20 protein-coding genes are annotated in these 24,310 nt (G+C 71.5%); 11 read left to right on the plus strand and 9 right to left on the minus strand.

Annotated elements, in window-relative coordinates:
• Positions 1-52: 52 nt before the first annotated feature.
• Positions 53-1,207: an NAD(P)/FAD-dependent oxidoreductase gene (locus HZU84_RS08060; RefSeq protein WP_149503817.1), complete on the minus strand. Its 1,155-nt coding sequence runs from the start codon at positions 1,205-1,207 to the stop codon at positions 53-55.
• Positions 1,208-1,227: 20 nt separating this feature from the next.
• On the opposite strand from HZU84_RS08060, the gene map reads away from it, so the two are divergent.
• From map to HZU84_RS08075, 4 genes are all read left to right on the plus strand, one after another.
• Positions 1,228-2,040, plus strand: a complete 813-nt coding sequence (gene map, locus HZU84_RS08065; RefSeq protein WP_149503818.1) for a type I methionyl aminopeptidase — start codon at positions 1,228-1,230, stop codon at positions 2,038-2,040.
• A 9-nt stretch (positions 2,041-2,049) separates the two neighbouring features.
• Complete coding sequence (locus HZU84_RS08070; RefSeq protein WP_149503819.1) at positions 2,050-4,686, plus strand: [protein-PII] uridylyltransferase; 2,637 nt, start codon at positions 2,050-2,052, stop codon at positions 4,684-4,686.
• A 64-nt stretch (positions 4,687-4,750) separates the two neighbouring features.
• Complete coding sequence (locus tag HZU84_RS20265) at positions 4,751-5,005, plus strand: antitoxin family protein (protein ID WP_219340891.1); 255 nt, start codon at positions 4,751-4,753, stop codon at positions 5,003-5,005.
• Positions 4,992-5,363, plus strand: a complete 372-nt coding sequence (locus HZU84_RS08075; protein ID WP_219340892.1) for a type II toxin-antitoxin system VapC family toxin — start codon at positions 4,992-4,994, stop codon at positions 5,361-5,363. The genes HZU84_RS20265 and HZU84_RS08075 overlap by 14 nt, the downstream gene beginning before the upstream one ends.
• Positions 5,364-5,378: 15 nt before the next feature.
• Here HZU84_RS08075 and HZU84_RS08080 read toward each other — a convergent pair whose 3' ends face one another.
• A complete protein-coding gene (locus HZU84_RS08080) occupies positions 5,379-6,491 on the minus strand; it encodes a S1C family serine protease (RefSeq protein WP_149503821.1) in 1,113 nt (370 codons plus the stop codon).
• 123 nt (positions 6,492-6,614) lie between these two features.
• Between HZU84_RS08080 and rarD the strand changes: the two genes are divergently transcribed.
• Genes rarD through HZU84_RS08100 form a run of 4 tightly spaced genes read left to right on the plus strand, consistent with a single transcriptional unit; the run spans position 6,615 to position 11,047 of the window.
• Positions 6,615-7,490 carry an EamA family transporter RarD gene (gene rarD, locus HZU84_RS08085; RefSeq protein WP_149503822.1) on the plus strand — a complete coding sequence of 292 codons (876 nt, stop codon included), beginning with the start codon at positions 6,615-6,617 and terminating at the stop codon, positions 7,488-7,490.
• On the plus strand, positions 7,487-8,920 hold the full coding sequence (locus HZU84_RS08090) for a TAXI family TRAP transporter solute-binding subunit (RefSeq protein WP_149503823.1): 1,434 nt from the start codon (positions 7,487-7,489) through the stop codon (positions 8,918-8,920). The genes rarD and HZU84_RS08090 overlap by 4 nt, the downstream gene beginning before the upstream one ends.
• Positions 8,917-10,737 (plus strand): aminopeptidase P family protein, encoded by a 1,821-nt coding sequence (locus tag HZU84_RS08095; RefSeq protein WP_149503824.1) that lies wholly within the window; start codon positions 8,917-8,919, stop codon positions 10,735-10,737. Before HZU84_RS08090 ends, HZU84_RS08095 begins: the two co-directional genes overlap by 4 nt.
• A 46-nt stretch (positions 10,738-10,783) precedes the next feature.
• Entirely contained in the window at positions 10,784-11,047 is a 264-nt protein-coding gene (locus tag HZU84_RS08100) for a hypothetical protein (protein ID WP_149503825.1), read from the plus strand.
• 150 nt (positions 11,048-11,197) lie between these two features.
• On the opposite strand, the gene HZU84_RS08105 is transcribed toward HZU84_RS08100, so the two are convergent.
• The 3 genes from HZU84_RS08105 to HZU84_RS08115 all read right to left on the minus strand — a co-directional run bounded on the left by HZU84_RS08105 (position 11,198) and on the right by HZU84_RS08115 (position 17,840).
• Positions 11,198-12,640, minus strand: coding sequence for a methyl-accepting chemotaxis protein (locus HZU84_RS08105; protein WP_149503826.1), 1,443 nt, complete (start codon positions 12,638-12,640; stop codon positions 11,198-11,200).
• Between the two features lie 275 nt (positions 12,641-12,915).
• On the minus strand, positions 12,916-15,723 hold the full coding sequence (locus tag HZU84_RS08110) for a zinc-dependent metalloprotease (RefSeq protein WP_180692850.1): 2,808 nt from the start codon (positions 15,721-15,723) through the stop codon (positions 12,916-12,918).
• Positions 15,724-15,776: 53 nt separating this feature from the next.
• On the minus strand, positions 15,777-17,840 hold the full coding sequence (locus HZU84_RS08115; RefSeq protein WP_149503828.1) for an NAD(+) synthase: 2,064 nt from the start codon (positions 17,838-17,840) through the stop codon (positions 15,777-15,779).
• A gap of 87 nt (positions 17,841-17,927) precedes the next feature.
• Between HZU84_RS08115 and HZU84_RS08120 the strand changes: the two genes are divergently transcribed.
• Positions 17,928-19,148 (plus strand): GNAT family N-acetyltransferase, encoded by a 1,221-nt coding sequence (locus HZU84_RS08120; protein ID WP_149503829.1) that lies wholly within the window; start codon positions 17,928-17,930, stop codon positions 19,146-19,148.
• 9 nt (positions 19,149-19,157) lie between these two features.
• Positions 19,158-20,513: a DUF1615 domain-containing protein gene (locus HZU84_RS08125; protein ID WP_219340893.1), complete on the plus strand. Its 1,356-nt coding sequence runs from the start codon at positions 19,158-19,160 to the stop codon at positions 20,511-20,513.
• A 12-nt stretch (positions 20,514-20,525) separates the two neighbouring features.
• Here the strand turns inward: HZU84_RS08125 and HZU84_RS08130 are convergent, their stop codons facing one another.
• The 4 genes from HZU84_RS08130 to HZU84_RS08145 all read right to left on the minus strand — a co-directional run bounded on the left by HZU84_RS08130 (position 20,526) and on the right by HZU84_RS08145 (position 23,079).
• The gene (locus tag HZU84_RS08130; protein ID WP_149503830.1) at positions 20,526-20,921 is read right to left on the minus strand and encodes a HepT-like ribonuclease domain-containing protein; all 396 of its coding nucleotides are present in this window, start codon (positions 20,919-20,921) and stop codon (positions 20,526-20,528) included.
• The gene (locus tag HZU84_RS08135) at positions 20,918-21,208 is read right to left on the minus strand and encodes a nucleotidyltransferase family protein (protein ID WP_149503831.1); all 291 of its coding nucleotides are present in this window, start codon (positions 21,206-21,208) and stop codon (positions 20,918-20,920) included. The genes HZU84_RS08130 and HZU84_RS08135 overlap by 4 nt, the downstream gene beginning before the upstream one ends.
• Positions 21,209-21,278: 70 nt before the next feature.
• Positions 21,279-22,112 (minus strand): DUF3047 domain-containing protein, encoded by an 834-nt coding sequence (locus tag HZU84_RS08140; RefSeq protein WP_149503832.1) that lies wholly within the window; start codon positions 22,110-22,112, stop codon positions 21,279-21,281.
• A 31-nt stretch (positions 22,113-22,143) separates the two neighbouring features.
• Positions 22,144-23,079 (minus strand): LysR family transcriptional regulator, encoded by a 936-nt coding sequence (locus HZU84_RS08145; protein WP_149503833.1) that lies wholly within the window; start codon positions 23,077-23,079, stop codon positions 22,144-22,146.
• A gap of 133 nt (positions 23,080-23,212) precedes the next feature.
• On the opposite strand from HZU84_RS08145, the gene HZU84_RS08150 reads away from it, so the two are divergent.
• Positions 23,213-24,280, plus strand: a complete 1,068-nt coding sequence (locus HZU84_RS08150) for a 4-oxalomesaconate tautomerase (RefSeq protein WP_244954277.1) — start codon at positions 23,213-23,215, stop codon at positions 24,278-24,280.
• The last annotated feature ends 30 nt before the right edge of the window (positions 24,281-24,310 follow it).

Here is a 24,310-nt window from a genome sequence, read left to right on the forward strand (position 1 = left end):
GCGGCCAGCGCGGGCCCGGCCGGCGGCCGGACCGTGAGACAAGTCCGGGATTCTAGTGGAGTGCGTCGCCCAGTGCGGCCGCGACCTGTTCGCCGATCGCCAGCGAGGCGGTCAGCCCGGGCGACTCGATGCCCAGCAGCTCGACCAGCCCGGGCAGGCCATGCACCGCCTCGGTGTCGATGCGGAAGTCGGCCGACGGCGCCTGCGGCCCCGAGATCTTCGGCCGCACGCCGGCGTGGCCGGGCTGCAGCGCGCCCTCGGGCAGGCCCGGCCAGTAGCGCCGGATCGCCTCGGCCATGCCGGCCTGGCGGCGCGCATCGACCCGGTAGTCGATCTGCGCCTCGGATGGGATGTCCAGCCACTCGACATCCGGGCCGAAGCGCATCTGCCCGCCCAGGTCCAGCGTGACATGCACGCCCAGGCCGGCGGCCTCCGGCACCGGGTAGATCAGCCGCGAGAACGGCGCGCGGCCCGCGAAGGTGAAATAGCTGCCCTTGCAGAAATGCGCCTCGGGCGGCCGCGGCGCGCCCGGCGGACGCCCCTGCAGGCGCGCGGCCAGATCGGGCGCCGCCAGCCCGGCGGCATTGACCAGCCGGCGCACCTGCAGCGTCTCGCCGCCCTCGCCCGCCATCTCGCCGCAGATCGTCACCCGGTAGCCGCCGCGGCCGGCGTCGATCGCCTCGATGGCCTGCACCGGCGACTTCAGCGCCAGCACCGCGCCGGCAGCCTCGGCATCGGCCAGCAGCGCCAGCATCAGGCCGTGGCTGTCGACGATGCCGGTCGAGGGCGACCACAGCGCGGCCACGCAGGCCAGCGCGGGCTCCATCTCGCGCGCCTGCTCGGCGCTCAGGCGCTGCAGATCGTGCACGCCGTTGGCCTGCGCCTGGGCCTGCAGCGCGTCGAGCCGGCCGAGCTGCGCCTCGGACGTGGCGACGATCAGCTTGCCGCAGCGCCGGTGCGCGATGCCGCGCCCAGCGCAGAAGGCATACAGAAGATCGCGCCCGCGCACGCACAGCCGCGCCTTGAGCGAACCGGTCGGGTAATAGAGGCCGGCGTGGATCACCTCGCTGCTGCGTGCGCTGGTGACGGTGCCGAAGGCCTCGCGCGCCTCGGCGATCACCACCTCGCAGCCGGCCTGCGCCAGCGCGCGCGCCGCGGCCAGCCCCACCACGCCCGCGCCGACCACCAGGGTATCGATGTTGTCCATGGATGCGATAATCGCCCACCATGTCGATCACGATCAAGACCGCCGCAGACATCGAGGCGATGCGCACGGCCTGCCGCCTCGCCTCCGAAGTCCTGGACCTTCTCGGCCCGCACGTCCGCCCGGGCGTGACCACCAACGAGCTCGACCGCATCGCTCACGACCACATCGTGAACGTGCAGAAAGCCATTCCTGCGCCGCTGAACTACCAGCCGCCGGGCTACAAGCCGTATCCGAAGTCGATCTGCACCTCGGTCAACCAGGTGATCTGCCACGGCATCCCGAACGACAAGCCGCTGAAGAACGGCGACATCGTCAACCTGGACATCACCGTCATCAAGGACGGCTGGCACGGCGACACCAGCCGCATGTTCGTGGTCGGCGAAGGCTCGATCGCCGCCAAGCGCCTGTGCGCGCTCACCTATGACGCGATGTGGAAGGGCATCCTGAAGGTCAGGCCGGGCGCCCGGCTGGGCGACATCGGCAACGCCATCCAGACCTTCGTCGAGAACCAGGGCCTGTCGGTGGTGCGCGAGTTCTGCGGCCACGGCATCGGCCGCAAGTTCCACGAGGAACCGCAGATCCTGCACTACGGCCGCCCCGGCACGCTCGACGAGCTCAAGCCCGGCATGATCTTCACCATCGAGCCGATGGTCAACGCCGGCCGGCGCGAGATCAAGGAAGGCGGCGACGGCTGGACCATCGTCACCAAGGACCGCTCGCTGTCGGCGCAATGGGAGCACACCGTCGTCGTCACCGAGACCGGCTACGAGGTGCTGACGCTGTCGGACGGCAGCCCGCCGCTGCCCGACTTCGTCACCACCACCCGCTGCTGAGGCGTGGGGATGCGTCTGTCCGAACGTCGCAGCGACGTCTCCGACGTGCTGCCGGTGGCCGAGCTGCGCCGGCTGATGCGCGAAGGCAAGCAGACCCTGATCCGCCAGTTCCGCGACGGCCCGGCCACCGTGCCGGCGGCCTCGCAGCTGGTGCGCCAGATCAGCCAGCATGTCGACGGCGTGATCACCCAGCTGTGGCAGCAGGGCGATCTGCCGCGCGGCGCGGCGCTGGTGGCCGTCGGCGGCTACGGCCGCGGCGAGCTCTATCCCTACTCGGATGTGGACGTGCTGGTGCTGCTGCCCGACGACATGGCCGAGCCGCACGGCCAGGCGCTCGATCCCGATGCCACGCCCGACCCGCGCCGCGCCGGCATCGAGGCCTTCATCACCGCCTGCTGGGACATCGGCCTGGAGATCGGCTCGAGCGTGCGCACCGTCGACGAGTGCGTCGCCGAGGCGCAGGCCGACGTGACGGTGCAGACCGCGATGCTGGAGGCGCGCTTTCTCTGCGGCACCCGCAAGCTCTTCGACCAGTTCCGGCGCTGGACGACCGATGTGCTCGACCCGGCCGCCTTCCTGCGCGCCAAGACGCTCGAGATGCAGCAGCGCCATGTGAAGTACGAGAACACCCCGTATTCGCTCGAGCCCAACTGCAAGGAAAGCCCGGGCGGCCTGCGCGACCTGCAGGTGGTGCGCTGGGTGGCACAGGGCGCCGGTCTGGGCCGCTCCTGGGCCGAGCTGGTGAAGAAGGGCCTGATCACCCGCTTCGAGGCCACGCAGCTGCAGCGCAACGAGGGCCTGCTGCGCCTGATCCGCGCGCGGCTGCACACCATCGCCGGCCGGCGCGAGGACCGTCTGGTCTTCGATCTGCAGACCGCGGTGGCCGAGAGCTTCGGCTACGCCTCCACCCCGGAGCGGCGCGCCAGCGAGGCGCTGATGCGGCGCTACTACTGGGCGGCCAAGGCGGTGGTGCAGCTCAACCAGATCCTGATGCTGGGCATCGAGGAGCATGTGTCGGGCTCGCGCGATGCGCCGATGCGGCCGATCGACGCCCGCTTCTTCGACCGCGGCGGCCTGATCGAGGTCGCCAGCGACGATCTCTACCAGCGCGACCCGCACGCCATCCTGCAGACCTTCCTGGTCTTCCAGCGCAGCCATGGCTGCAAGGGCCTGTCGGCGCGCACGCTGCGCGCGCTCTACAACGCCCGCGAGCTGATGGACGCGAAGTTCCGCGCCGATCCGGTCAACCGCGCCACCTTCATGGAGATCCTGCAGCAGCCGCAGGGCCAGACCCATGTCTTCCGGCTGATGAACGACACCTCGGTGCTCGGGCGCTACCTCTGGGTGTTCCGCAAGATCGTCGGCCAGATGCAGCACGACCTGTTCCACGTCTACACCGTGGACCAGCACATCATGATGGTGCTGCGCAATGTGCGCCGCTTCTTCATCGCCGAGCACACCCACGAGTACCCGTTCTGCTCGCAGCTGGCCGCGCACTGGGACAAGCCCTGGCTGCTGTATGTGGCCGCGCTCTTCCATGACGTGGCCAAGGGCCGCGGCGGCGACCACTCCGACCTCGGCGCGGTCGAGGTGCGGCGCTTCTGCCGCGACCACCGCATCGCCCGGGACGACGCCCGGCTGATCGAGTTCCTGGTCAAGGAGCATCTGACGATGTCGCGGGTCGCGCAGAAGGAGGATCTGTCGGACCCGGACGTGATCGACGCCTTCGCCAGCCATGTCAAGGATCCGCGTCGTCTCACGGCGCTCTACCTGCTGACGGTGGCCGACATCCGCGGCACCAGCCCGAAGGTCTGGAACGCCTGGAAGGGCAAGCTGCTCGAGGACCTGTTCCGCGCCACGCTGCGCGCGCTGGGCGGCGCCAAGCCGCAGATGGACGCCGAGATCGAGCTGCGCAAGCAGGAATCCCGCCAGCTGCTGGCGCTGCACTCGATGCTGCCCGGCGCCGAGGAGGCGCTGTGGAAGACGCTCGACCTCAACTACTTCGCCCGCCACGACAGCAACGAGATCGCCTGGCACGCGCGGGCGCTGAACCGCCGCGCCGACACGCCGCAGCCGCTGGTCAGCGCACGGCTCTCGCCGGTCGGCGAAGGGCTGCAGGTGCTGGTCTACGCCCCCGACCGCCAGGACCTGTTCGCGCGCATCTGCGGCTACTTCGACGCGGCGCAGTTCAGCATTCTCGACGCCCGGGTGCACACCACCCGCGCCGGCTACGCGCTCGACACCTTCCAGGTCATCACGCCCTTCTTCGATCAGGCCTACCGCGACCTGATCGCGCTGGTCGAGCACCAGCTGATGGCCACCCTGACCGAGGAAGGCCCGCTGCCCGAGCCCAGCCGGGGCCGGCTGTCGCGCCGGGTCAAGTCCTTCCCGATCTCGCCTCGGGTGCAGCTGCGCCCGGACGAACGGGCGCAGCGCTGGGTGCTGTCGGTCTCGGCCAGCGACCGCTCCGGCCTGCTCTACAGCATCGCCCGGGTGCTGGCGCGCCACCAGATCAACCTGCAGCTGGCCAAGATCAGCACGCTGGGCGAGCGGGTCGAGGACACCTTCCTGGTCGACGGCGCGGTGCTGCAGCACAACCGCAGCCAGATCGAGTTCGAGACGGAGCTGCTCGACGCGCTGGGCTGAGCCCTGGCCCTTCGATGCCAAGATAGCGCATCGGTCTTTCCACTGCCCTTTGGAGGTGCTCGCCATGTACCAGGCCATCGAAGCCATCTGCCGTGCGGGCCAGATCATTCCGCTGGAGCCGGTGCAGTTCCAGGAGGATGAGCATCTGGTCATCGTCCGCCTGCCGCTCGCTGCGGCGGTCAGTCTGCGCCCCGCCTCGACGGCCCCCGCACCGGCGACAGGCGACTGGCAGCAGTTCGCCGGGATGCTCAAGGACTCGCCGAACTGGAACGGCGATCCGCAGGCCGTGCAGGAGGCGATGCGCCGTGAGTGGGATTGATCATCTGCTCGATACCAATGTGGTCATCGGCCTGCTCAAGGGCGCGGAGCCGGCGCTCGCGCTGATGCAGCAGTCCGGGCTGATCATGGCCCGGACGGGGGTCAGCCAGATCACCCGGATGGAACTGCTCGGATTCCCGGCCCTGAGCGCGCATGAAGAACAGGCAGCCCGGGCGTTCCTGTCCTGCTGCGAAGTGGTTCGCCTCAGCGACGACATCGAGAGCGAGGCCATCCGGCTGCGCCGCCATGGCGGACTGAAATTGCCGGATGCCATCGTCGCTGCCACGGCCCGCGTCTGCGGCGCCCGGTTGCTGACGCAGGATCAGCGCCTGGCGCGGGTGATGCAGGATCTCCCCTGAGGGAACGCCAGCAGCTCACCCCCGCAGATCGATCACCTTCACCCGCACCCGGCGCTCCTTCTCGCCGCGGCGCACCGTCAGCTCGACGGTCGCGTCGATGCCGGCGCGCTCCAGCTCGCCGACGAAGGTCGACAGCGTCTGCACCGGGCGGCCGTTGACGCCGATGATCACGTCGCCCAGATCGCCGGTCTGCGGGTTGTAGGGCTGCAGGCCGGCCGAGGCCGCCGGTGTGCCCCGGCCCACCGCGCCCAGCACCACGCCCGAGATGCCGGCACGCGCCACCTGGTCGGGCGAGATCGGCGTGACGCCGATGCCCGGCAGCGGCGCCTGGCCGCGGTTGATCAGCGAGGGCACCACCCGGTTGACCAGATCGACCGGAATCGCGAAGCCGATGCCCGACGAGCTGCCGCTGGCCGAGCGGATCGCGGTGTTGACGCCGATCAGCCGACCGGCGCTGTCGAGCAGCGGCCCGCCCGAGTTGCCGGGATTGATCGCCGCGTCGGTCTGGATCACGCCGGCGACCTCGCGGAAGTTGGCGGTCGGCAGCTCGCGGTCGAGCGCGCTCACCAGGCCCTTGGTCAGCGTGCGCTGCAGGCCGAAGGGGTTGCCGATGGCGTAGACGGTCTGGCCGATGCGCAGGTCGCGCGACGAGCCCAGCGGCACCGGGCGCAGGGTCCTGGGCACGTTCTTGAGCCGCAGCACCGCCAGATCGTATTCCGGCGCGCCGCCGACCACCTCGGCCTCGATGGGCTTGCCGGCGTCGAGCTGCACGAACACCCGCCGCGCGCCCTTGACCACATGGAAATTGGTGACCACATGGCCCGAGGCATCCCAGACAAAGCCCGAGCCGGCGCCCTGGCTGACCTCCGCGCCGCCGAAGACGCCGCGCTGCACCGTCTCGGTGGTGATGTAGGCCACCGAGGGCGAGGACTGCTCGAACAGGCTCACCACCGCCTGCTCCTCGCTCAGCAGCGCACCGCGCGGCGCGACCGCACGCGGCGCGGCCTGGGCGCTCTCCCGGGCGCAGACCGCCGTCGGCGCCAGCAGCGAGGCCGACAGCAGCAGCGCCGCCAGACCGGGCGCCGCAGTGGCGATGAGCGGGAAAGGGGCAGACCGGAACGTCTTCATGATGGGCGGACAGTCGAAGGCAAGGGACGGATGAGGTCGATTCTGCCGGTTTCAAGCGGCCCGGACATGAAGCGGGCCGGCGGTTATCCTCGCGCTCATGCAAGTTCAAGAACACGGCGACTGATGCGCGCCGGCATCCTCCAGGCCGCTGCGGCCTATGTCATCTGGGGACTGTTTCCGCTGTATTTCCGGCTGCTTCAGGGCGTGGGCGCGCTGGAGGTGCTGGGGCACCGCATCGTCTGGTCGCTGCTGTTCCTGGTCGGGGTGCTGGGCATGCGGCGCCAGTGGAGCTGGCTGCGCCCGGCGCTGGCCGACCGGGCGGTCATGAAGCGCTTCATCGCCAGCGCGCTGCTGATCGCGGCCAACTGGTTCATCTACATCTGGGCGGTCTCGCAAGGCCGGGTGGTGGAGTCCAGCCTGGGCTACTTCATCTCGCCGCTGGTCAATGTGCTGACCGGCTGGCTGGTGCTGAAGGAGCGGCTGCGGCCGGCGCAGTGGCTGGCGGTGGCCATCGCCGCCGCGGGCGTGATCTGGCTGACCTGGACGCAGGGCGCGGCGCCCTGGATCGCGCTGGCGCTGGCGGCCACCTTCGCCAGCTACGGTCTGCTGCGCAAGACCGCCTCGCTGGGGGCGCTGGAAGGCCTGACGCTGGAGACGATCCTGCTGGGCCCGCTGGCCATCGCCGGCCTGCTGTGGGCGGTGGCACAAGGCCAGGACAGCCTGACGCAGGTGCCGCTGCACCAGCAGATGCTGCTGCTGGCGGCCGGGCCGCTGACCGCCATCCCGCTGCTGCTGTTCGCCGGCGGCGCACGGCGCATTCCGCTGAGCCTGCTGGGCATGCTGCAGTACATCGGCCCGACGCTGCAGCTCGCGCTGGGCGTGTGGGTCTTCGGCGAGCCCTTCGCCGGCGGCCGCGCCCAGGGCTTCATGATCATCTGGGCCGCCTGCCTGCTCTTCAGCGCCGAACTGCTCTGGCGCCACCGGGAGAACCTGCGATGAGCGCCCGTCCGCAGACCACGCGCGGGCTCGGGCACGGTGCGGCGCTGCAGCTGCGCAGCGCGCTGCTGTCGCTGCGCGATCTGCTGCTGACCGGCGGGCCGGTGCTGCTGCTGGCCATCGGCCTGTTCTGGCTGGCCTACCGGGTGCTGGATCCGATTCCGCCGCAGCGCATGGTGCTGGCCACCGGCGGCGCCCAGGGCGCCTATGCCGAGTTCGGCCGGCTCTACCGGGACGCGCTGGCCCGCCAGGGCATCGAGGTCGAGCTGCGCGCCACCCGCGGCGCGCTCGACAACCTGGCGCTGCTGCGCAGCGGCGAGGTCGATGCCGCCTTCGTGCAGGGCGGCGCCGACATGCTGCGCAGCGGCGACGAGGACCGCCCGCCCGACGAGCTGCTCAGCCTGGGCGCGCTGTTCCGCGAGCCGGTCTGGATCTTCTACCGCGAGGACAGCGCCCGCGCCCGGCTCGGCGGCGAGCGGCTGGAGAGCCTGTCGCAGATCGCCGAATGGCGGCTCAACGTCGGCCAGGAGGGCAGCGGCATCACGCATCTGATGCACCGGCTGCTGATCGCCAACGGGCTGGAGCCGGCGAAGCTGCCGCTGTCGCAGCTGCCGACCACGCCGGCGGTGATGGCGCTGCTCGACGGCCGGCTCGATGCGCTGGCGCTGGTGTCGGCGCCGGAGTCGCCGATCGTGCGCATGCTGCTGATCACGCCGGGCATCCGGCTGTTCGACTTCGCCCAGGCCGAGGCCTATGCGCGCCGGGTGCCGCAGGTGGCGCCGGTGCTGCTGCCGCGTGGCGTGGTCGACCTGGCGCAGGACCTGCCCGGACAGGATGTGCGGCTGGTGGCGGCCACCGCCTCGCTGCTGGTGCGCGAGGACACGCATCCGGCGCTGCAGCAGCTGCTGGTGCAGGCCGCACGACGCATTCACAGCGAGCCCAACTGGTTCCAGGACAAGGGCGAATATCCGAAGGCGCAGACCGGCGACCACCCGCTCTCGCCGGAGGCGCAGCGCTTCTACGCCTCCGGCGAGCCGCTGCTGCAGCGCCATCTGCCCTTCGGCTATGCCAACCTGATCGACCGGATGTGGGTGGTGCTGCTGTCGATCGTGGCGGTGCTGATCCCGCTGTCGCGGGTGGTGCCGCCGCTGTACAACTTCCGGGTGCGCTCGCGCATCTTCCGCTGGTACGGCCTGCTGCGCGAGATCGAGCAGCAGCATGCCGAGGGCAGCCGGCCGCTCGCCGCGCTGCGCGCCGAGCTGGATCAGCTCGATGCGCGCATCGAGCGCCTGCCGGTGCCGCTGAGCTATGCCGACGAGCTCTACTCGCTGCGCAGCCACATCGCGATGGTGCGGCAGCGCCTGGATGGCACCGCCAGCCCCTCCAGCCTCTCTCCCGCGACCCCTGACGATCCTGCCCGGACATCGACATGACCCACTCGCCCTCCCCGATTCCCGACCGCCTGGCCGCGCTGCGCCAGGCGCTGGTGCGCCATGACCTGGCCGCGGTGCTGGTGCCCTCGAGCGACCCGCACCTGTCCGAATACCTGCCCGAGCGCTGGCAGGGCCGGGTGCACTTCTCCGGCTTCACCGGCTCGATGGGCACGCTGGTGGTCACCCGCGACCGTGCCGCGGTCTTCGCCGACAGCCGCTACTGGACCCAGGCCGAGGCCGAGCTGGCCGGCACCACGGTCGAGCTGGTGAAGATCCCCACCGGCGCGGCCACCCACCCCATCGACTGGCTGACCGCCACGCTCTCGCCAAGCCAGACGCTGGCGGTGGATGCGGCGGTGCTGGGCCTGGCGGCGGCGCAGATGCTCGCCGGCGCGCTGCAGCGCCACGGCATCGGCCTGCGCACCGACCTCGACCTGATGGCCGAGGCCTGGCCGGAACGCCCCGGCCTGCCGGCCGCGCCGGTGCGCGAGCATCTGGCGCCGCATGCGGCGGTGCCGCGCGCCGAGCGGCTGGCGGCGGTGCGCGCCGGCCTGGCGCGCCACCGCGCCAGCCACCATCTGGTCTCGACCGTCGACGACATCGCCTGGATCACCAGCCTGCGCGGCGCGGATGTCGACTACAACCCGGTCTTCCTGGCCCACCTGCTGATCGGCCCGCAGCGCGCGACGCTGTTCGTCGCCGCGGGCAAGGTCGACGCGGCGCTGGCCGCGCGGCTGGCCGCCGACGGCATCGACCTGGCCGACTATGCCGAGGCCGCCCCGGCGCTGGCGGCGCTGCCGGCCGACGCGGTGCTGCTGGTCGACCCGAAGCGCATCACGCTGGGCCTGCGCGAGGCGGTGCCGGCCGTCGTGCCGGTGGTCGAGGCGATCAACCCCAGCACGCTGGCCAAGAGCCGCAAGACGCCGGCCGAGGCCGCCTTCATCCGCGAGGCGATGGAGAAGGACGGCGCGGCGATGTGCCGCTTCTACGCCTGGCTGGAGGCCGCACTCGGCCGCGAGGCGATCAGCGAGCTGACCATCGACGAGCGCCTGACGGCCGAGCGCGCCCGCGAGGACGGCTTCGTCAGCCTGAGCTTTCCGACCATCGCCGGCTTCAACGCCAACGGCGCGATGCCGCACTACCGCGCCACGCCCGAGTCCTTCGCCGAGATCTCCACGCCCGACGGGCTGGTGGCCGAGGGCCTGCTGCTGATCGACTCCGGCGCACAGTACCTGGGCGGCACCACCGACATCACCCGCGTCTGGCCGATCGGCACGCCCTCGGCGGCGCAGAAGGCCGACTTCACCCGGGTGCTCAAGGGCACGATGGCGCTGTCGCGGGCGCGTTTTCCCGCCGGCACGCTCTCGCCGCACCTGGACACGCTGGCGCGTGCGCCGCTGTGGGAGGCGGGCCTGGACTTCGGCCACGGCACCGGCCACGGCGTGGGCTATTTCCTGAACGTGCACGAGGGCCCGCAGAGCATCTCGCGCGCGATGCCCGACGCCTCGATGGCGATGCACCCCGGCATGATCACCTCGGTCGAGCCGGGCCTGTACCGCGACGGCCGCTGGGGCATCCGCATCGAGAACCTGGTGCTGAACATCAGCGTCGGCCATCCCGACGAGTTCGGCGAGTACCTCGCCTTCGAGACGTTGACGCTCTGCCCGATCGACAGCCGCTGCCTGGAGCTGTCGCTGCTGCGCGCCGACGAGCTGCAGTGGCTGAACGACTACCACGCCGAGGTGCGCCGCCGCCTGGCGCCGCGCCTGGACGGTGCCGCGCTCGACTGGCTGCTGCGGCGCACCGAGCCGGTCTGAGCCCCGAGCCTCGTTCCCTCTCGCCCCCCGACCAAGGAGACTGCCGATGAGCACCCGCCACCTCGACACCCTGCTGATCGACTTCCGCAGCGGCGAGCTGGACGCCACCGCGCTGGCGCACGGCTTCCGCGACACCGCCGCACACTGGCCCGGCCTGCCCGAGCGCTACAGCCAGGTGCTCGGCCAGCTGCTGATGCAGGTCGAGTCGAGCGCGCTCTTCACCGAGGAGAGCTGCAGCTTCAGCCGCGGCGACCTGTCGGACGCGCTCGGCCAGTGGCTGGCCAAGGCGCGCCAGGTCGCGCCGCACTGAAAAGGAACGGAGCCGGCATCGCTGCCAGCCCCGACCTCTCCCCCTCGACCGAGGACCGCCACCCCTGACGGCCCTCGCCCCGTTCAACCTCGTTCCATTCTTTCGACTTCGCTCAGCCTCGAGCCTTCTTGTCTTCGGGTTCCATCTGGGTCAGAAACGGGTCCAGTCGCCGCCGCCGCCGTCATTGCCGTGTCCGTCGTCGCGACGGCGCCGGGGCTGCGGCTGCGGGCTCGGCTCGATGCCGTCGAGTGCGCCCCAGTCCGAGGACGGGAACGGCGGCAGCGCCGGCGGCACCTCGCCGCGGGCCTTGACCCGGGCGCTGTGGATCGCGTGATGGGCATTCCAGGCGGCCTGCTGGGTGCGCTGCAGCAGCTGGAAGGCATTGACCACCTTCTGCAGCCGCTCGGCCTGCTGGCGCAGCGCCTCGGCGGCAGTGGCACTCTGGCTGACCACCGACTCGTTGTGGCGGGTCAGCTGGTCGAGCTGCTCGATGCTGCTGCCGGTCAGCTCGGCCTGCACCGCCGACGGGTCGCGCCCGTCCTGGTCCGGGCTGCTCAGCTCGACGATGTCGGTCATGCGCTGCACCGAGACGATCAGCGCATCCATCGTCGCGTCGGCATCGCGGGCCAGGCGGCCACCGAACTCGACCTTCGCGGCCGAGGCGGTGACCAGCTGCTTGATCTCGCGCGCCGCATTGCCGGCGCGCACCGCCAGCGCCCGCACCTCGCCGGCCACGACCGCAAAGCCCTTGCCCTTGTCGCCCGCCTGCGCCGCCTCGATCGCGGCCTGCAGCGCCAGCAGATTGGTCTGGAAGGCGATGCTGTCGATGGTGCCCAGGATCTCGGAGATCTGGCGGCTGGACTGGCGGATGTCCTCCATGTTGGCCACCACCTGCGAGACCACGTCGCCGCCCTGATGGGCCGCGGCCACCGCGGTGTCGAGCAGCTCGCGCGGGGTCAGGCCGGTCAGCGGCATGACCAGATCGCTGCTGGCCACCGGCGCCGGGCCGTCGGCCGGCAGCGCGGCATCGGACGGAGCCGCCGGCTCGGTCGGCGCCGTGGCCGCCAGCGAGGCGGCAGCCGGGGCTGCGGCGGGAACGGTGGCCGGCGCCGCCAGGCCCTGGCCCGACTGCGCACGGGCCAGCACCTGCGACAGCAGCGGCGTGAAGCTCTCCGGCAGCGGCTCGTCGGCCATCTCGTCGGCCGCGGCGGCCCGGCCCTGGCGGCGCAGGCGGTCGCGCAGCTCGATCAGCGCATGCTGGAGCTGGCCGAACTCGTCGGCGCTCATCTTCGGCGCCGCAGCGGTGTCGTCGCCGTCGGCCAGACGCTCGGCGAAGTCGAGCGTGCGGTCCAGCGGCCACTTCAGGCTGTCGACCATCAGCCAGGCGACCATGCCGGCCGCCACCATCGCCGCCGAGCCGATCAGGCCCAGCATCTGGCGCTGCGACTGCAGCGCCGGATCCTGGCCCAGCAGCAGCAGCCCGGCGCAGGTCAGCACCATCAGCAGCGCGACCAAGAAGCCGAAGCCCCAGGCCAGGCGGGTGGCGACCGGCAGTCGGCCCAGGGCGTCACGGGAATCTCGCAGGGAAGGCATATCGGGTACAGCTCCGCAAAGTCGGATGGGTCTGGGCCCCGATTCTGTTCAAGGTCTACATGTCGATAAATACGTCACGATCTGACACGTCCAGGATGAACTGCGAGGTCTGAAACCTCCACCCTGCGTGCCGGGGTGCCGGATCCCGCAAACCGGTCTTTCCCGCCTGATCACCCGGGCCGAAACTGAGGGATATGCCCCGCATCCAGGGGTTCTGCGGGGCCCCTGCCGAAGGGGGCTTCCGCGGCCCGGAACACCCGGTCACATCGCCATCGTCACACGCCCGCTCGCATCACCCGGGCCTGCATCGCCTCGCGCAGGCGCTGCGCACTGTCCTTCAGATGGGCCAGCGTTTCGGGTGACGCATCGGAACGATAACGTACCCGGTCCAGCCGTGCCAGCAGTTCGCGGGCCTGGCGCTGCATCTGCATGCGCATTTCCGCACGTCCGGCCGCCGGCGGCGCCAGCAGCCACTGGGTCAGCAGCGTGATCTGGTCGCGCTGCAGCGACTGTCGGGCCGCATCGATGGGCCCGCCGGAGCTCAGGTCGGCCCACAGCGTCGCGGTCAGGCGGCCCTGCAGTTCCTCGAGCGACAGGCTGCCCAGCGCCGGGTCGGCGCGGCCGGTGCCGTCGAGCAGCCGGCTGCCCAGCGCCTCGCCCATCAGCTCGAGCAGCATCTGGCGCTGCATCTCGGCGAGCTGGCGGGCCGGGTTGAAGTCGGTGGCGACCGCGCCCTGGCCCGACAGCATGGCCTCGCTGCGCTCGAGATAGTCGGGCGCCAGCCGGCGCTGCAGCGCCGGCGAGACGGTCAGCGCCTGCGGCGACAGCAGCTCGCCCAGCAGCAGCTCCAGCGCACGGCGCTGCTCGGCCAGCGGCAGCGGCTGCAGCGGATCGCGGCCGGTGCCGGGCGCGTCGCGCAGCGTGCGCAGGCCGCCGAGCTGGCGCATCAGCATCGCGGTGGAGCGGCCGACATCGCGCAGCGCGAAGCCCACCACCCGGCGCAGCCGCGCCGGATCGGCATCGGCGGCCAGCGGCTGCGCCTCCAGCCGGGTCAGCAGATCGCGCGCGATGCCCAGGCGCTTGCGCGCGAAGGCCACCGGATCGCGGCCCAGATCGCCCTGCAGCGTTTCCGGGTCGAGCCCGGCGATCACATCCTCGTCGGTGCCGAAGGCCAGCTCCGGCTCGCCGCTGCGCGCGGCGATGCGCGCCAGCGTCGCGGCCTCCTCAGCCGGCGCGATGTCGCGGTAGGCATAGTCGATCGCCCAGTAGTCGTAGGGCCCGAGCGTGGTCTGGAAGGCCGCGGCCTGCGGCTGGCCGCGTGCGGGCAGATTGATGCCGGCGTATTCCATCACCGAGCCGGTCAGCGCATGGCGGCGGGTGAACTCAGGGTCTGACAGCTGCGTCTCGTCGCGCACGGTCGAGGCGCGGAAGTTGTGCCGCAGCCCCAGCGTGTGACCGACCTCATGCATCGTCACATCCTTCAGATAGGCAGCGACGAAGGCCTCGGCCTCGGGGCCGGCCGGATCCAGCCCTTCGCGCACCGACAGCAGGTCGAGCGCATAGCCGAGCTGCTCGGCGGCCAGATCGGCATGCTGGCAGGCCGCCAGCAGGCCCGGCGCGCCCAGATCGGGCGGCTGCGCGAAGACCGGCGCCGGCGTGGCGATCACCTGGCTGCGCAGCGTGCGCAGCGCACGCGAGCTCAGGCTCTCGATGGCGATGTCGGCGTCCAGGATCTCGCCGCTGCGCGGATCGACATGGCTGGGGCCGACCGCGCCGAACATCGCCGTCGCATTGGTCATCCAGCGCACCGAGGCGATGCCGGTCTCGAGCGTGTCGAAGTCCGCATCGTCGGGCTGGACCTTCACGACGATCGCCTCCTTGAAGCCGATGGCCTCGAAGGCACGGTTCCACTCCAGGATGCCGGCGCGGATCGGCTCGCGGTAGCGCTCGGGCACGCTGCGGTCGATCCAGTAGACGATCGGGCGCACCGGCTCGGACAGCGCGGCGGCAGGATCCTTCTTCTCGAGCCGCCAGCGGTTGATGAAGCGCTTCTTCGGGCTGCGGGCGAACTCGTCGCCGAAGTCGCTGACCGAGGTGACGAAGTGGCCGATGCGGGCGTCGGCCGCGCGGGTGCGCATCGGCGCGGCTGGCAGCCGGGTCAGCGACAGATGCTGCCGCACGAACAGGCTGCGCGGATCGGGCAGCGTGGCCGGCACCGAGGGGCCGGCACCGGCCGGAGTGCCCGGCTGCGCGCTGGCCAGCGCGCCGGTGGCGAAATGCTGCTGCACCGTCAGCGCCAGCAGCTCCGGGGTGCCGCGCACCGCGGTGATGCCGGAATGGCGCGCATCGAGCGCATAGCCCTGGCGGTAGCTGCGCTGCAGCTGTGCGCCCACGCCCATCAGGTCGGACAGGAACAGCGCCGAGGCATCGACCAGCACCGTGCGGCGCTCGGGATGCGGCTGGCTGAGCACCGCCGCGCTGGCCAGCAGGCTGGGCGAGAAGGCCGCGGCCACCGCACGGGCCTGCGGCGTACCGGCGGCGGCCACATGCGCCGCATTGCGGGCCACCAGCCGCACCTGGTTGAACACCCGCACGAACTCGACCCACTTCGCGCCGCCGGCGCCGCCCCGCCCGCCCATCAGGCCGCCGAGCACGCCGCCCTCGCCGATGCCGCTGGCCAGTTTCGGCGACAGGAAGAAGGGCACGCCGAAGTCCTTCTCGGACAGCTCCAGCCAGACCTTCTCGTCCTTCTGCCAGACCGGGATCAGCCCGTCGATGCGGCGCGCCTCGCGCACCACCTGGGCAAAGGGCGGCAGCGCCGGCACCGGTGGCGTGGCCGCCGGCGTGGCAGCAGGTGCCGCCCCCGGTGCAGCGGCAGGCGCCGCTGCGGATGCCGCGACCGGTGCCGATGCCGCGGGGCTGCCCGGCGCCACCGCCGGCTTGGCAGCGGCCGGGGGCGTCGCGGCGGCCACCGGCGGATTCGGGCGGCCGGCCGGCGTGGCGCAGCCCGCCATCAGCAGGGTCGCCGCCAGCGCGATCACGGACAGCGAGGACGGGGGCGGGAGAAGAAGGCAGCGGCGCATGCGGACTCGGTTCGATCAGATCGGGGTGAGCCGCATTGTGACCGTGCAGGCCCTCAGCGCTCGGGCACCTGCTCCAGATCGCCCAGCCAGACCGTGGCTTCTGCATCGCTGGGCGCGCGCCAGTCGCCGCGCGGCGACAGCGAACCGCCCGAGCCGACCTTGGGCGAGTTCGGCACGCAGCTGCGCTTGAACTGGCTGGTCTTGAAGAAGCGCCACAGGAAGGTGCGCAGGTGGCGGCGGATCTCCGCCAGCGGGTAGGCGTTGCGCGTGGTCACGCCCTCGGGCCAGCGGCCGGCGGCCGCGTCGCCCCAGGTGTGCAGCGCCAGGAAGGCGACCTTCGACGGCGCGAAGCCCGAGCGCAGCGTGTGATAGAGGTGGAAATCCTGCAGCTCGTAGGGGCCGACGCTGGCCTCGCTGGACTGCTGCGGCTGGCCGGAGGCGTCGCCGGGCACCAGCTCCGGGCTGATCTCGGTCTCGACCACATCGGTCAGCGCGCGGCTGCAGGCCTCGCCGAACTCGCCGCGTGCGGCCACCCAGCGCACCAGATGCTGGATCAGCGTCTTGGGCACGCTGGCGTTGACGTTGTAGTGCGACATGTGGTCGCCGACGCCATAGGTGCACCAGCCCAGCGCCAGCTCGCTGAGGTCGCCGGTGCCGACCACCAGCGCGTCCTGGTGGTTGGCCAGGCGGAACAGGTGGCTGGTGCGCTCGCCGGCCTGCACATTCTCGAAGGTGATGTCGTAGACCGGCTGGCCGCTGGCGTAGGGGTGGCCGAGGTCCTTCAGCATCTGCTCGCAGCTCGGGCGGATGTCGATCATGCCGCCGCCGCAGCCGATCACCTCCATCAGCCGCATCGCCTGGTCGAGCGTGCGCAGGCTGGTGGCGAAACCCGGCATCGTGTAGGCGAGGATGTTGGCGCGCGGCAGGCCGAGCCGGTCCATCGTGCGGGCGCACACCAGCAGCGCATGCGTGGAGTCCAGCCCGCCGGAGACGCCGATCACCAGCTTTCTCAGCCCGGAGGACTGCAGCCGCTTGACCAGCGCGCTCACCTGGATCTGATAGATCTCCTCGCAGCGGGCGTCAAGCCGCTGCGGGTTCGACGGCACATAGGGGAAGCGGTCGAAGACGCGGCGCAGCGGCAGCACCTCCTCGTCCGGGCGGCGCAGCGCGAAGCGCACCGTGCGCCAGGCGGCCAGCTCGCCGCGGTGGCGCGCGACGCTGGCGGCAAAGCTGGTCTGGCGCATGCGCTCGCGCGCGAGCTTCTCCAGGTCGACATCGGCGCAGACCAGCTGCGCGTCCGCGCGGAAGCGCTCGGACTCGGCCAGCAGCGCGCCGTTCTCGCAGATCAGCGCCTGGCCGTCCCAGGCCAGATCGGTGGTCGACTCGCCCGGACCGGCCGAGCTGTAGAGGTAGGCGGCCAGACAGCGCGCCGACTGCTGCGACACCAGCGCGTGGCGATAGTCGGCCTTGCCGACCGTCACGTTCGAGGCCGAGAGGTTGACCAGCACGGTCGCGCCGGCCAGCGCCGCGAAGGACGAGGGCGGAATCGGCACCCAGACGTCCTCGCAGATCTCGACCGCGAAGGTCAGCGGCGCGTGCGCCAGGCCGGTCTGCGCCGCGAACAGCAGCTGCGCGCCGAAGGGCACGGTCTGGCCGCACAGCGTCACCTCGGTGGCCAGCGCCTGGCCGCCGGGGCTGAACTGGCGCGCCTCGTAGAACTCGGCGTAGTTCGGCAGGTAGGACTTCGGCACCACGCCCAGCAGCCGGCCGTCGAGCACCACCGCCGCCACGTTGTAGAGGGCGCCGTCGACCTGCAGCGGCAGGCCCACCACCGCCACCGCGCCCACGCCGCGCGAGGCCTCGATCACCTCGGCCAGCGCGCGCTCGCAGCCCTCGAGCAGCGCGCGCTGGTGGAACAGGTCCTCGCAGCTGTAGGCCGACAGGCCCAGCTCGGGAAAGGCGACCAGCACCGCGCCCTGGCGCGCGGCCTCGCGGTGCAGCCGGACGGTCTCGGCGGCATTGAAGGCCGGATCGGCGACACGGCACACCGGCACCGCGACCGCCACGCGCGCGAAGCCATGGCTGTAGAGATTGAGGAACGGATCCCGGGGGTTCAAGGCAGGCGACTCCGAAGTCAGACGGGTTCACGGGGAATGCCGAACTGTAGCCGCTGCGGTTCCAGGGGCCATGCGAACATCGCCCGCATGACGGACGCCGCCCTTCCGACGACCCCTTCCCGCCCCAGCCCGGCCCGGCCGCCCCGGCTGCGGCTGCAGATCCACGACGACCCCGGCCGCATCGATGCCGCCGCCTGGGATGCGCTGCTGGCGGCCTCGCCCGCGCCGACGCCCTTCCTGCGCCACGCCTTCCTGGCGGCGCTGCACGCCAGCGGCAGCGCCTGCGCCGCCACCGGCTGGCAGCCGGTCTTCATGACGCTGACCGCCGAGAACGACGCCGGCGTGCTGCGCGCCGGCGCCGCGCTCTACCTGAAGAGCCATTCCTACGGCGAATATGTCTTCGACTGGGCCTGGGCCGACGCCTGGGAACGCGCCGGCCAGCACTACTACCCGAAGCTGCTCGGCGCCGTGCCCTTCACGCCGGTGCCGGGCTCGCGGCTGCTGGCGCGCGACGCGGAGACACGCGCGGCACTGCTGGCCGCCATCGAGGCCTTCGCGCGCGATCAGGGCATGTCTTCGGCCCACCTGCTCTTCCTGGACGAGGCCGACCGGGCCGCCGCCGCAGCCCAGGGCTGGCTGCTGCGTGAGGGCGTGCAGTTCCACTGGACCAACCGCCAGCCCGAGCCCTATGCCGACTTCGCCGATTTCCTCGCCCACCTCTCGCGCGACAAGCGCAAGAAGATCGCGCAGGAACGCCGCTATGTGCGCGAGGCCGGCATCACCTTCGACGTGCGGCACGGCGCGGAGATCACCGAGGCCGACTGGGACTTCTTCGCCCGCTGCTACGACAACACCTACCGCGAGCACCGCTCGACGCCCTACCTGAGTCGCGCCTTCTGGACCGAGATGGCGCGCACGATGCCCGGGCACTGGCTGATGTTCGTCGCCCGGCGCGGGCCCGAGCGGGTGGCGGCGTCGCTGATCGCGATCGATACCGAGCGGCAGGTGGCCTACGGGCGCTACTGGGGCTGCACCGAGCCGGTGGCGCATCTGCACTTCGCCGCCTGCTACCACGAGCCGCTGGACTGGTGCGTGCGCGAGCGCTTCCTGCGCTTCGAGGGCGGCGCGCAGGGCGAGCACAAGATGGCGCGCGGCCTGCTGCCGGTGACGACGACCTCGGCGCACTGGCTGCGCCACCCCGGCTTCGCCGATGCGGTGGCGCGCTTCCTGGAACGCGAGACGGCAGGCGTGGAGGCCTACGTGGGAGAACTGCGCGAGCGCAATCCCTTCCGGCAGGGCGACCGATAATCGCCGCCCATGAGATCGTCCGCCCTGCGCCTTGCCGCCCTCGCGCCCCTGATGGCCACGCTGGCCGCCTGCACGACCCTGCCCAGCGACCGCCGCCCCGCCCCATCGCCCTGGCCCTCGCCGGCCCCGGCGCCTGCACCGGGCACGCTGCCCCCGGTCTTCACCCTGCCCCCGGCGCCTGCGCCCGGACCGGCACCGACGCCCACGCCGGTTCCGCTGCCGGTGCCGACGCCCCCGCCGGCGCCGGCCCTGCCGCCGCTGCCTCCGGCTCCGCCCCCGCCTCCGGCCCCGGCGCCGGTCAGCGCCGCCGAGGTGCGCGATGTCGCACTGCGGGTGCTGCCGCCCAACCTGAGCGACCGCCGCCGCTGGGCCGAGGACATCGGCACCGCGTTTGCCGCGCTGTCCATTCCGGCGCAGGCGCACAAGGTCTGCGCGCTGGCTGCGGTGATCGAGCAGGAATCGACCTGGCAGGCCGACCCGCCGGTGGCCAATCTCTCGAAGATCGCCAAGGCCGAGCTGGACAAGAAACGCGAGCGTTTCGGCATCCCGAAGGCGGTGATGGACCTGGCGCTGCAGAAGACCTCGCCGGACGGCCGCACCTACCAGCAGCGCCTGGACCGGCTGCGCACCGAGCGCGAGCTGTCCGATCTCTACGAGGACATGATCCGCGAGATCCCGCTGGGCGCACAGGTCGCCGGCGGCCAGAACCCGGTGCGCACCGGCGGCTCGACCCAGGTCAGCATCGCCTTCGCCGCCGACCACATGCGCGAGAAGCCCTATCCCTGGAAGCCGGCCGGCAGCGCGCGCGAGGAGGTCTTCAAGCGCCGCGGCGGCCTGTATTTCGGCGCGGCAATGCTGCTGGACTATCCGGTGTCCTACAACCGCATGCTCTACCGCTTCGCCGACTACAACGCCGGCCTCTACAGCAGCCGCAACGCGGCGGTGCAGTCGCTGCTGGCGCAGCTCACCGGCCAGAAGATCGACCCGGACGGCGACCTGCTGCGCTACAAGGGCCGCGAGCCGCTGTCGCCGCGCAGCGATCCGAGCCAGGCGTGGCGGGCCCTGCTGGCGCTGCAGGCCGAGCTGGGCGTGAACGCCGCACAGATCGAGCGTGACCTGAAGCTGGAGAAGCAGTTCGCCTTCGAGCAGTCGGTGACGTACCGGCGCCTGTACCAGCTCGCCGAGCGCCGCGGCCTGAAGCCCGCCCGCGAACAGCTGCCCGACATCGACCTCAACAGCCCGAAGATCATCCGCAAACTCACCACCGCCTGGTTCGCCGACCGCTGCGAGGCCCGCTACCGCACCTGCCTGGCGCGCGACGCCGCCTCGGCCTCGCTGCCGCCGGCCAGCGATCCGCGGCCCTGAGGCGGCAAGGGGTCAGCCGCTGGCCGCCCCCGGGAGATCGTCCTGCCCTGAACCGATCTGCACCGCACGGCACAAGACCGGCAGTTGGCGCAGCAACTCGGGCAGAGCGATCTGCACCGTGTCCCAGACCACATCGAGGTTGATGTCGAAGTAGCCATGTGCAATCCGGTTGCGCATGCCGCGCATGCCGCGCCACGGCACGGCAGAGTGGGCCTGCGCGAAGTCCGGATGCGCGTCCATGACCTTGGTCGCTGCCTCGCCCAGGATGATCAGGCTCATGACGACAGCCTGCTGCGTGCGCCGATCGGAGAGAAAGGCGGCCTTGTCCAGTCCGTCGACAAAGGTGCAGGCATCCGATGCGGCCTGCGCCATGTGCTCGAGGTAGTCGGGCAGTCGGGGCGCGCTCATACTGGCCGCGCCTGCGCCAGCACCTGCCCCCGGAAAGACACCGGCAGATCACCCGGCGTGCGCACATCGACCGGTACACCGAGCAGGGCCTGCAGTTCGTCCTGCAAGGCGCCGAGGTCGAACAGCGTCGCGCCAGGCAGCGCATCCACCAGCAGGTCGAGATCGCTGCCATCGCGGTCGCGCCCATGCAGGGTGGAGCCGAACACGCGCGGGTTCGCGGTACGGTGGCGGGCTGCGGCCTCGCGTACGGCGGGTCGCAGGGCATCAAGGGCTTCGGACGGGCGCATGAGAGGCTTCGGCGAATTCAATGGCAAGACCAGAATACACCGCCTGAACGAAAAAAGACCGGCGCCCGCCTCACCCCCCGGCCAGCGCCGGCATGTCCGCCTCCGGCGCGGGCAGGCGGATGTCGCCGTAGAGCGTCTCGACCGCGCCGCCCAGGTCGTCGCTGTCGGTGAAGACGCCGACGCTGCGGATCGGGCCGGGCTCGCGGCCGAAGACGGCGCGGTAGTCGGCCACCAGATCGCGGCGATGCCAGCGCCAGCGGCCCTGCTCGGCCGCGCCGCTGTCGACGACCAGATAGCGGATGCTGCTGCTGCGCGGATAGGCCACCGCGGCGCCCACCGGCAGCTGGCCGTCCCAGACATACATCAGCGTCGAGTGCGGCAGGGTGTGGCCGGTGAACAGCTCGACCTGCTCGCGGAAGATCATCTCGCGCAGCGACAGGCCGGAGAGATCGCCGTCGAAGGCCACCACCACACGCGCCGGGCAGTCGTCGCGGCTGTCGTCGTCGCTGCGGGCCTGCTCGGGCACCTGCGAGACGCACCAGCCGAACTCCAGCCAGCGGTACTCGCCCGGCTCGCGGCGCAGGTCGTGGCGCAGGCCGGTGGCACCGCGCTCGGAGCGGGCCTGCAGCACGGTGCGGCCGCTGTCCGGGTCGGGCACGGTGCGGTAGAGCGTGTCGCGCCGGTCCGGGCGTATGCGGTGCGGCACCCAGCCCGGCGGCAGCGCCTCGCCCGGCGCGCTCTCGGAGAAAGGCATCACCGGCCGCAGCGACGACAGCGGCGGGACCGCGGCCGCCACCGGAACCATCGGCAGCCAGGGCGACAGCGCCAGCGCACCGGCGCGGCGCAGCCAGGACCGGCGCGACGCGGCGCCACGGACATCGGGGAAATCGGTCGACATATCCATGCGCGCACGGTAGCGCCGGAGCGTGTCGGCTTCAGGACAGCCGCGCCGGGCGACTGGGACCCCGGTCTTCGGGCTGCGACTGCAGCTCCATCAGGAAGGCATGCAGCTGCTGTGCGGCCGGCGACAGCGAACGCCCGCGACGCCGGATCACGCCCATCGTGCGCCGCACCACCGGATCGGTCAGCGCGATGCTGACCAGCAGGGGATGGTCCGCGGCCGGCATCGCCATCGCCGGCACCACCGCCACCCCCAGGCCGGCCTCGACCAGGCCGAGCGCCGTGGTCACATGCTCCGTCTCGAAGATGCTGCGGGGGCGCTCATGCAGGCTGGCCAGCGCCTGGTCGAGCAGCACCCGGTTGCCCGAGGACTGGCTGATCGAGATGAAGTCGTAGCGCGTCAGCGCGCTCCAGGTGACGCTGCGCTCGCAGGCCAGCGGGTGATCGCGGCGGCAGGCGGCCACGAAGCACTCGTCCCGCAGCGGCTGGAAGTCGATGTCCGGCTCCTGGCTGCCGATGAAGTCGAGACCGAAATCCGCCTGCCCTCGCGCCACGGTCTCCAGCACCTCGTTGGCCCCGGCATCCAGGATGCGGACCCGGATCTTCGGATAGACCTCGTGATAGCGCCGCACCACCTGCGGCAGGAAGTAGTAGACCGCGGAGGGCACGCAGGCGATGCTGACCTCGCCCATGCGGGTGGCCGACACGCCGCGGATGCCCAGCAGCGTCGCGTCCAGGTCGTCGAGCAGGTCGTTCACCTTGCGCGCAAAGTCGCGGCCCACGGCGGTGAGCGTCACGCTGCGCGTCGTGCGGTCCAGCAGCCGCACGCCCAGGGCATCCTCCAGCTTCTCGATGCGGCGGCTGAAGGCCGGCTGCGACAGGTTGATCGACTCCGCCGCCTTGCGGAAATTCTGCAGCTCGGCCACCGCGCGGAAGGCCAGCAGGTCGTCGAGATCGAAGTTCAGGGCCATGGAGAGAGTCCCGGAGAGGTCGTCATCATTGATGCACCCAGTCTATCAATTGATCCCAACAATGCAATTCACATGCATCGATCAGGACAGGATGATCCGTTCTATGCAAGCGATCACCCTTCCCTGTGTCCTGATGCGTGCCGGCACTTCGCGCGGCCCGTTCTTCCTGCGCGACTGGCTGCCGGCCGACGAGACCGAGCGCGACGCGACCCTGATCGGCGCGATCGGCGCGTCGGATCTGCTGCAGGTGGACGGCGTCGGCGGCGGCAGCACGCTCACCAGCAAGGTCGCCATCGTCTCGCGCTCCGGCCAGCCGGACTGCGACGTGGACTACCTGTTCGCGCAGGTCGGCGTCGGCCAGCGCTCGGTGGACACCCGGCCCAACTGCGGCAACATGCTCTCGGGCGTGGCGCCCTTCGCCATCGAGCAGGGCCTGGTCGCCGCGCAGGATGGCGAGACCACGGTCCGCGTCTTCAACGTCAACACCCGGTCGCGCATCGACGTGACCGTGCTGACGCCGGAGCGGCGCGTCACCTATGAGGGCCAGGCCCATGTCGACGGCGTGGCCGGCACCGCCGCGCCCATCCGGCTGAACTTCCTGGACGCCTGGGGCTCGGTGACCGGCTCGGTCTTCCCGACCGGGCAGCGCATCGACCTGATCGACGGGGTCGAGGTGAGTTGCATCGACGCAGCGATGCCGCTGATGATCGTGCGCGCCGCCGACCTGGGCGTGACCGGCCGGGAATCGCCGACCGAGCTGGATGCCAACCCGGTCCTGCTGGAACGGCTGGAGCGGCTGCGCCTGGCGGCCGGCGAGCGCATGGGGCTGGGCGACGTCTCGGCCAGCGTGATCCCGAAGCCGGTCCTGGTCAGCCGAGGTCACGACGACGACAGCGTCACCTCGCGCTACTTCACGCCCCGCCGCTGCCATGCCTCGCATGCGGTCACCGGCGCCATCGGCGTGGCCACGGCCTTCGCCCTGCCGGGCACGGTCGCCAGCGGACCGGCGGTGGTGGCCGGCGTGCGCAATCTCGCGGTGCTGCACCCCCAGGGCCGCATCGATGTCGAGGTGGCCATCGAAGGCGAAGGCCAGGACGCCCGCATCCAGCGCGCCGCACTCGTGCGCACCGCCCGAAAGATCCTTCAAGGGGAGCTGCATATCCCCGACTACGTGTATTCCCCGTCCCATCGCACGCCGTAAAGCCTGCGAATTCCATCAAGGAGACAAATC

It is taken from the genome of Sphaerotilus sulfidivorans, from assembly GCF_013426975.1.
Lineage (GTDB): Bacteria > Pseudomonadota > Gammaproteobacteria > Burkholderiales > Burkholderiaceae_C > Sphaerotilus > Sphaerotilus sulfidivorans.

What these genes read in the sequence shown, in the direction of transcription:
- HZU84_RS08060 (WP_149503817.1), bottom strand. Translation starts at nt 1,207, where the DNA reads ATGGACAACATCGATACCCTGGTGGTCGGCGCGGGCGTGGTGGGGCTG.
- map (WP_149503818.1), top strand. Translation starts at nt 1,228, where the DNA reads ATGTCGATCACGATCAAGACCGCCGCAGACATCGAGGCGATGCGCACG.
- HZU84_RS08070 (WP_149503819.1), top strand. Translation starts at nt 2,050, where the DNA reads ATGCGTCTGTCCGAACGTCGCAGCGACGTCTCCGACGTGCTGCCGGTG.
- HZU84_RS20265 (WP_219340891.1), top strand. Translation starts at nt 4,751, where the DNA reads ATGTACCAGGCCATCGAAGCCATCTGCCGTGCGGGCCAGATCATTCCG.
- HZU84_RS08080 (WP_149503821.1), bottom strand. Translation starts at nt 6,491, where the DNA reads ATGAAGACGTTCCGGTCTGCCCCTTTCCCGCTCATCGCCACTGCGGCG.
- rarD (WP_149503822.1), top strand. Translation starts at nt 6,615, where the DNA reads ATGCGCGCCGGCATCCTCCAGGCCGCTGCGGCCTATGTCATCTGGGGA.
- HZU84_RS08090 (WP_149503823.1), top strand. Translation starts at nt 7,487, where the DNA reads ATGAGCGCCCGTCCGCAGACCACGCGCGGGCTCGGGCACGGTGCGGCG.
- HZU84_RS08095 (WP_149503824.1), top strand. Translation starts at nt 8,917, where the DNA reads ATGACCCACTCGCCCTCCCCGATTCCCGACCGCCTGGCCGCGCTGCGC.
- HZU84_RS08100 (WP_149503825.1), top strand. Translation starts at nt 10,784, where the DNA reads ATGAGCACCCGCCACCTCGACACCCTGCTGATCGACTTCCGCAGCGGC.
- HZU84_RS08105 (WP_149503826.1), bottom strand. Translation starts at nt 12,640, where the DNA reads ATGCCTTCCCTGCGAGATTCCCGTGACGCCCTGGGCCGACTGCCGGTC.
- HZU84_RS08110 (WP_180692850.1), bottom strand. Translation starts at nt 15,723, where the DNA reads ATGCGCCGCTGCCTTCTTCTCCCGCCCCCGTCCTCGCTGTCCGTGATC.
- HZU84_RS08120 (WP_149503829.1), top strand. Translation starts at nt 17,928, where the DNA reads ATGACGGACGCCGCCCTTCCGACGACCCCTTCCCGCCCCAGCCCGGCC.
- HZU84_RS08125 (WP_219340893.1), top strand. Translation starts at nt 19,158, where the DNA reads ATGAGATCGTCCGCCCTGCGCCTTGCCGCCCTCGCGCCCCTGATGGCC.
- HZU84_RS08130 (WP_149503830.1), bottom strand. Translation starts at nt 20,921, where the DNA reads ATGAGCGCGCCCCGACTGCCCGACTACCTCGAGCACATGGCGCAGGCC.
- HZU84_RS08135 (WP_149503831.1), bottom strand. Translation starts at nt 21,208, where the DNA reads ATGCGCCCGTCCGAAGCCCTTGATGCCCTGCGACCCGCCGTACGCGAG.
- HZU84_RS08140 (WP_149503832.1), bottom strand. Translation starts at nt 22,112, where the DNA reads ATGGATATGTCGACCGATTTCCCCGATGTCCGTGGCGCCGCGTCGCGC.
- HZU84_RS08145 (WP_149503833.1), bottom strand. Translation starts at nt 23,079, where the DNA reads ATGGCCCTGAACTTCGATCTCGACGACCTGCTGGCCTTCCGCGCGGTG.
- HZU84_RS08150 (WP_244954277.1), top strand. Translation starts at nt 23,213, where the DNA reads ATGCGTGCCGGCACTTCGCGCGGCCCGTTCTTCCTGCGCGACTGGCTG.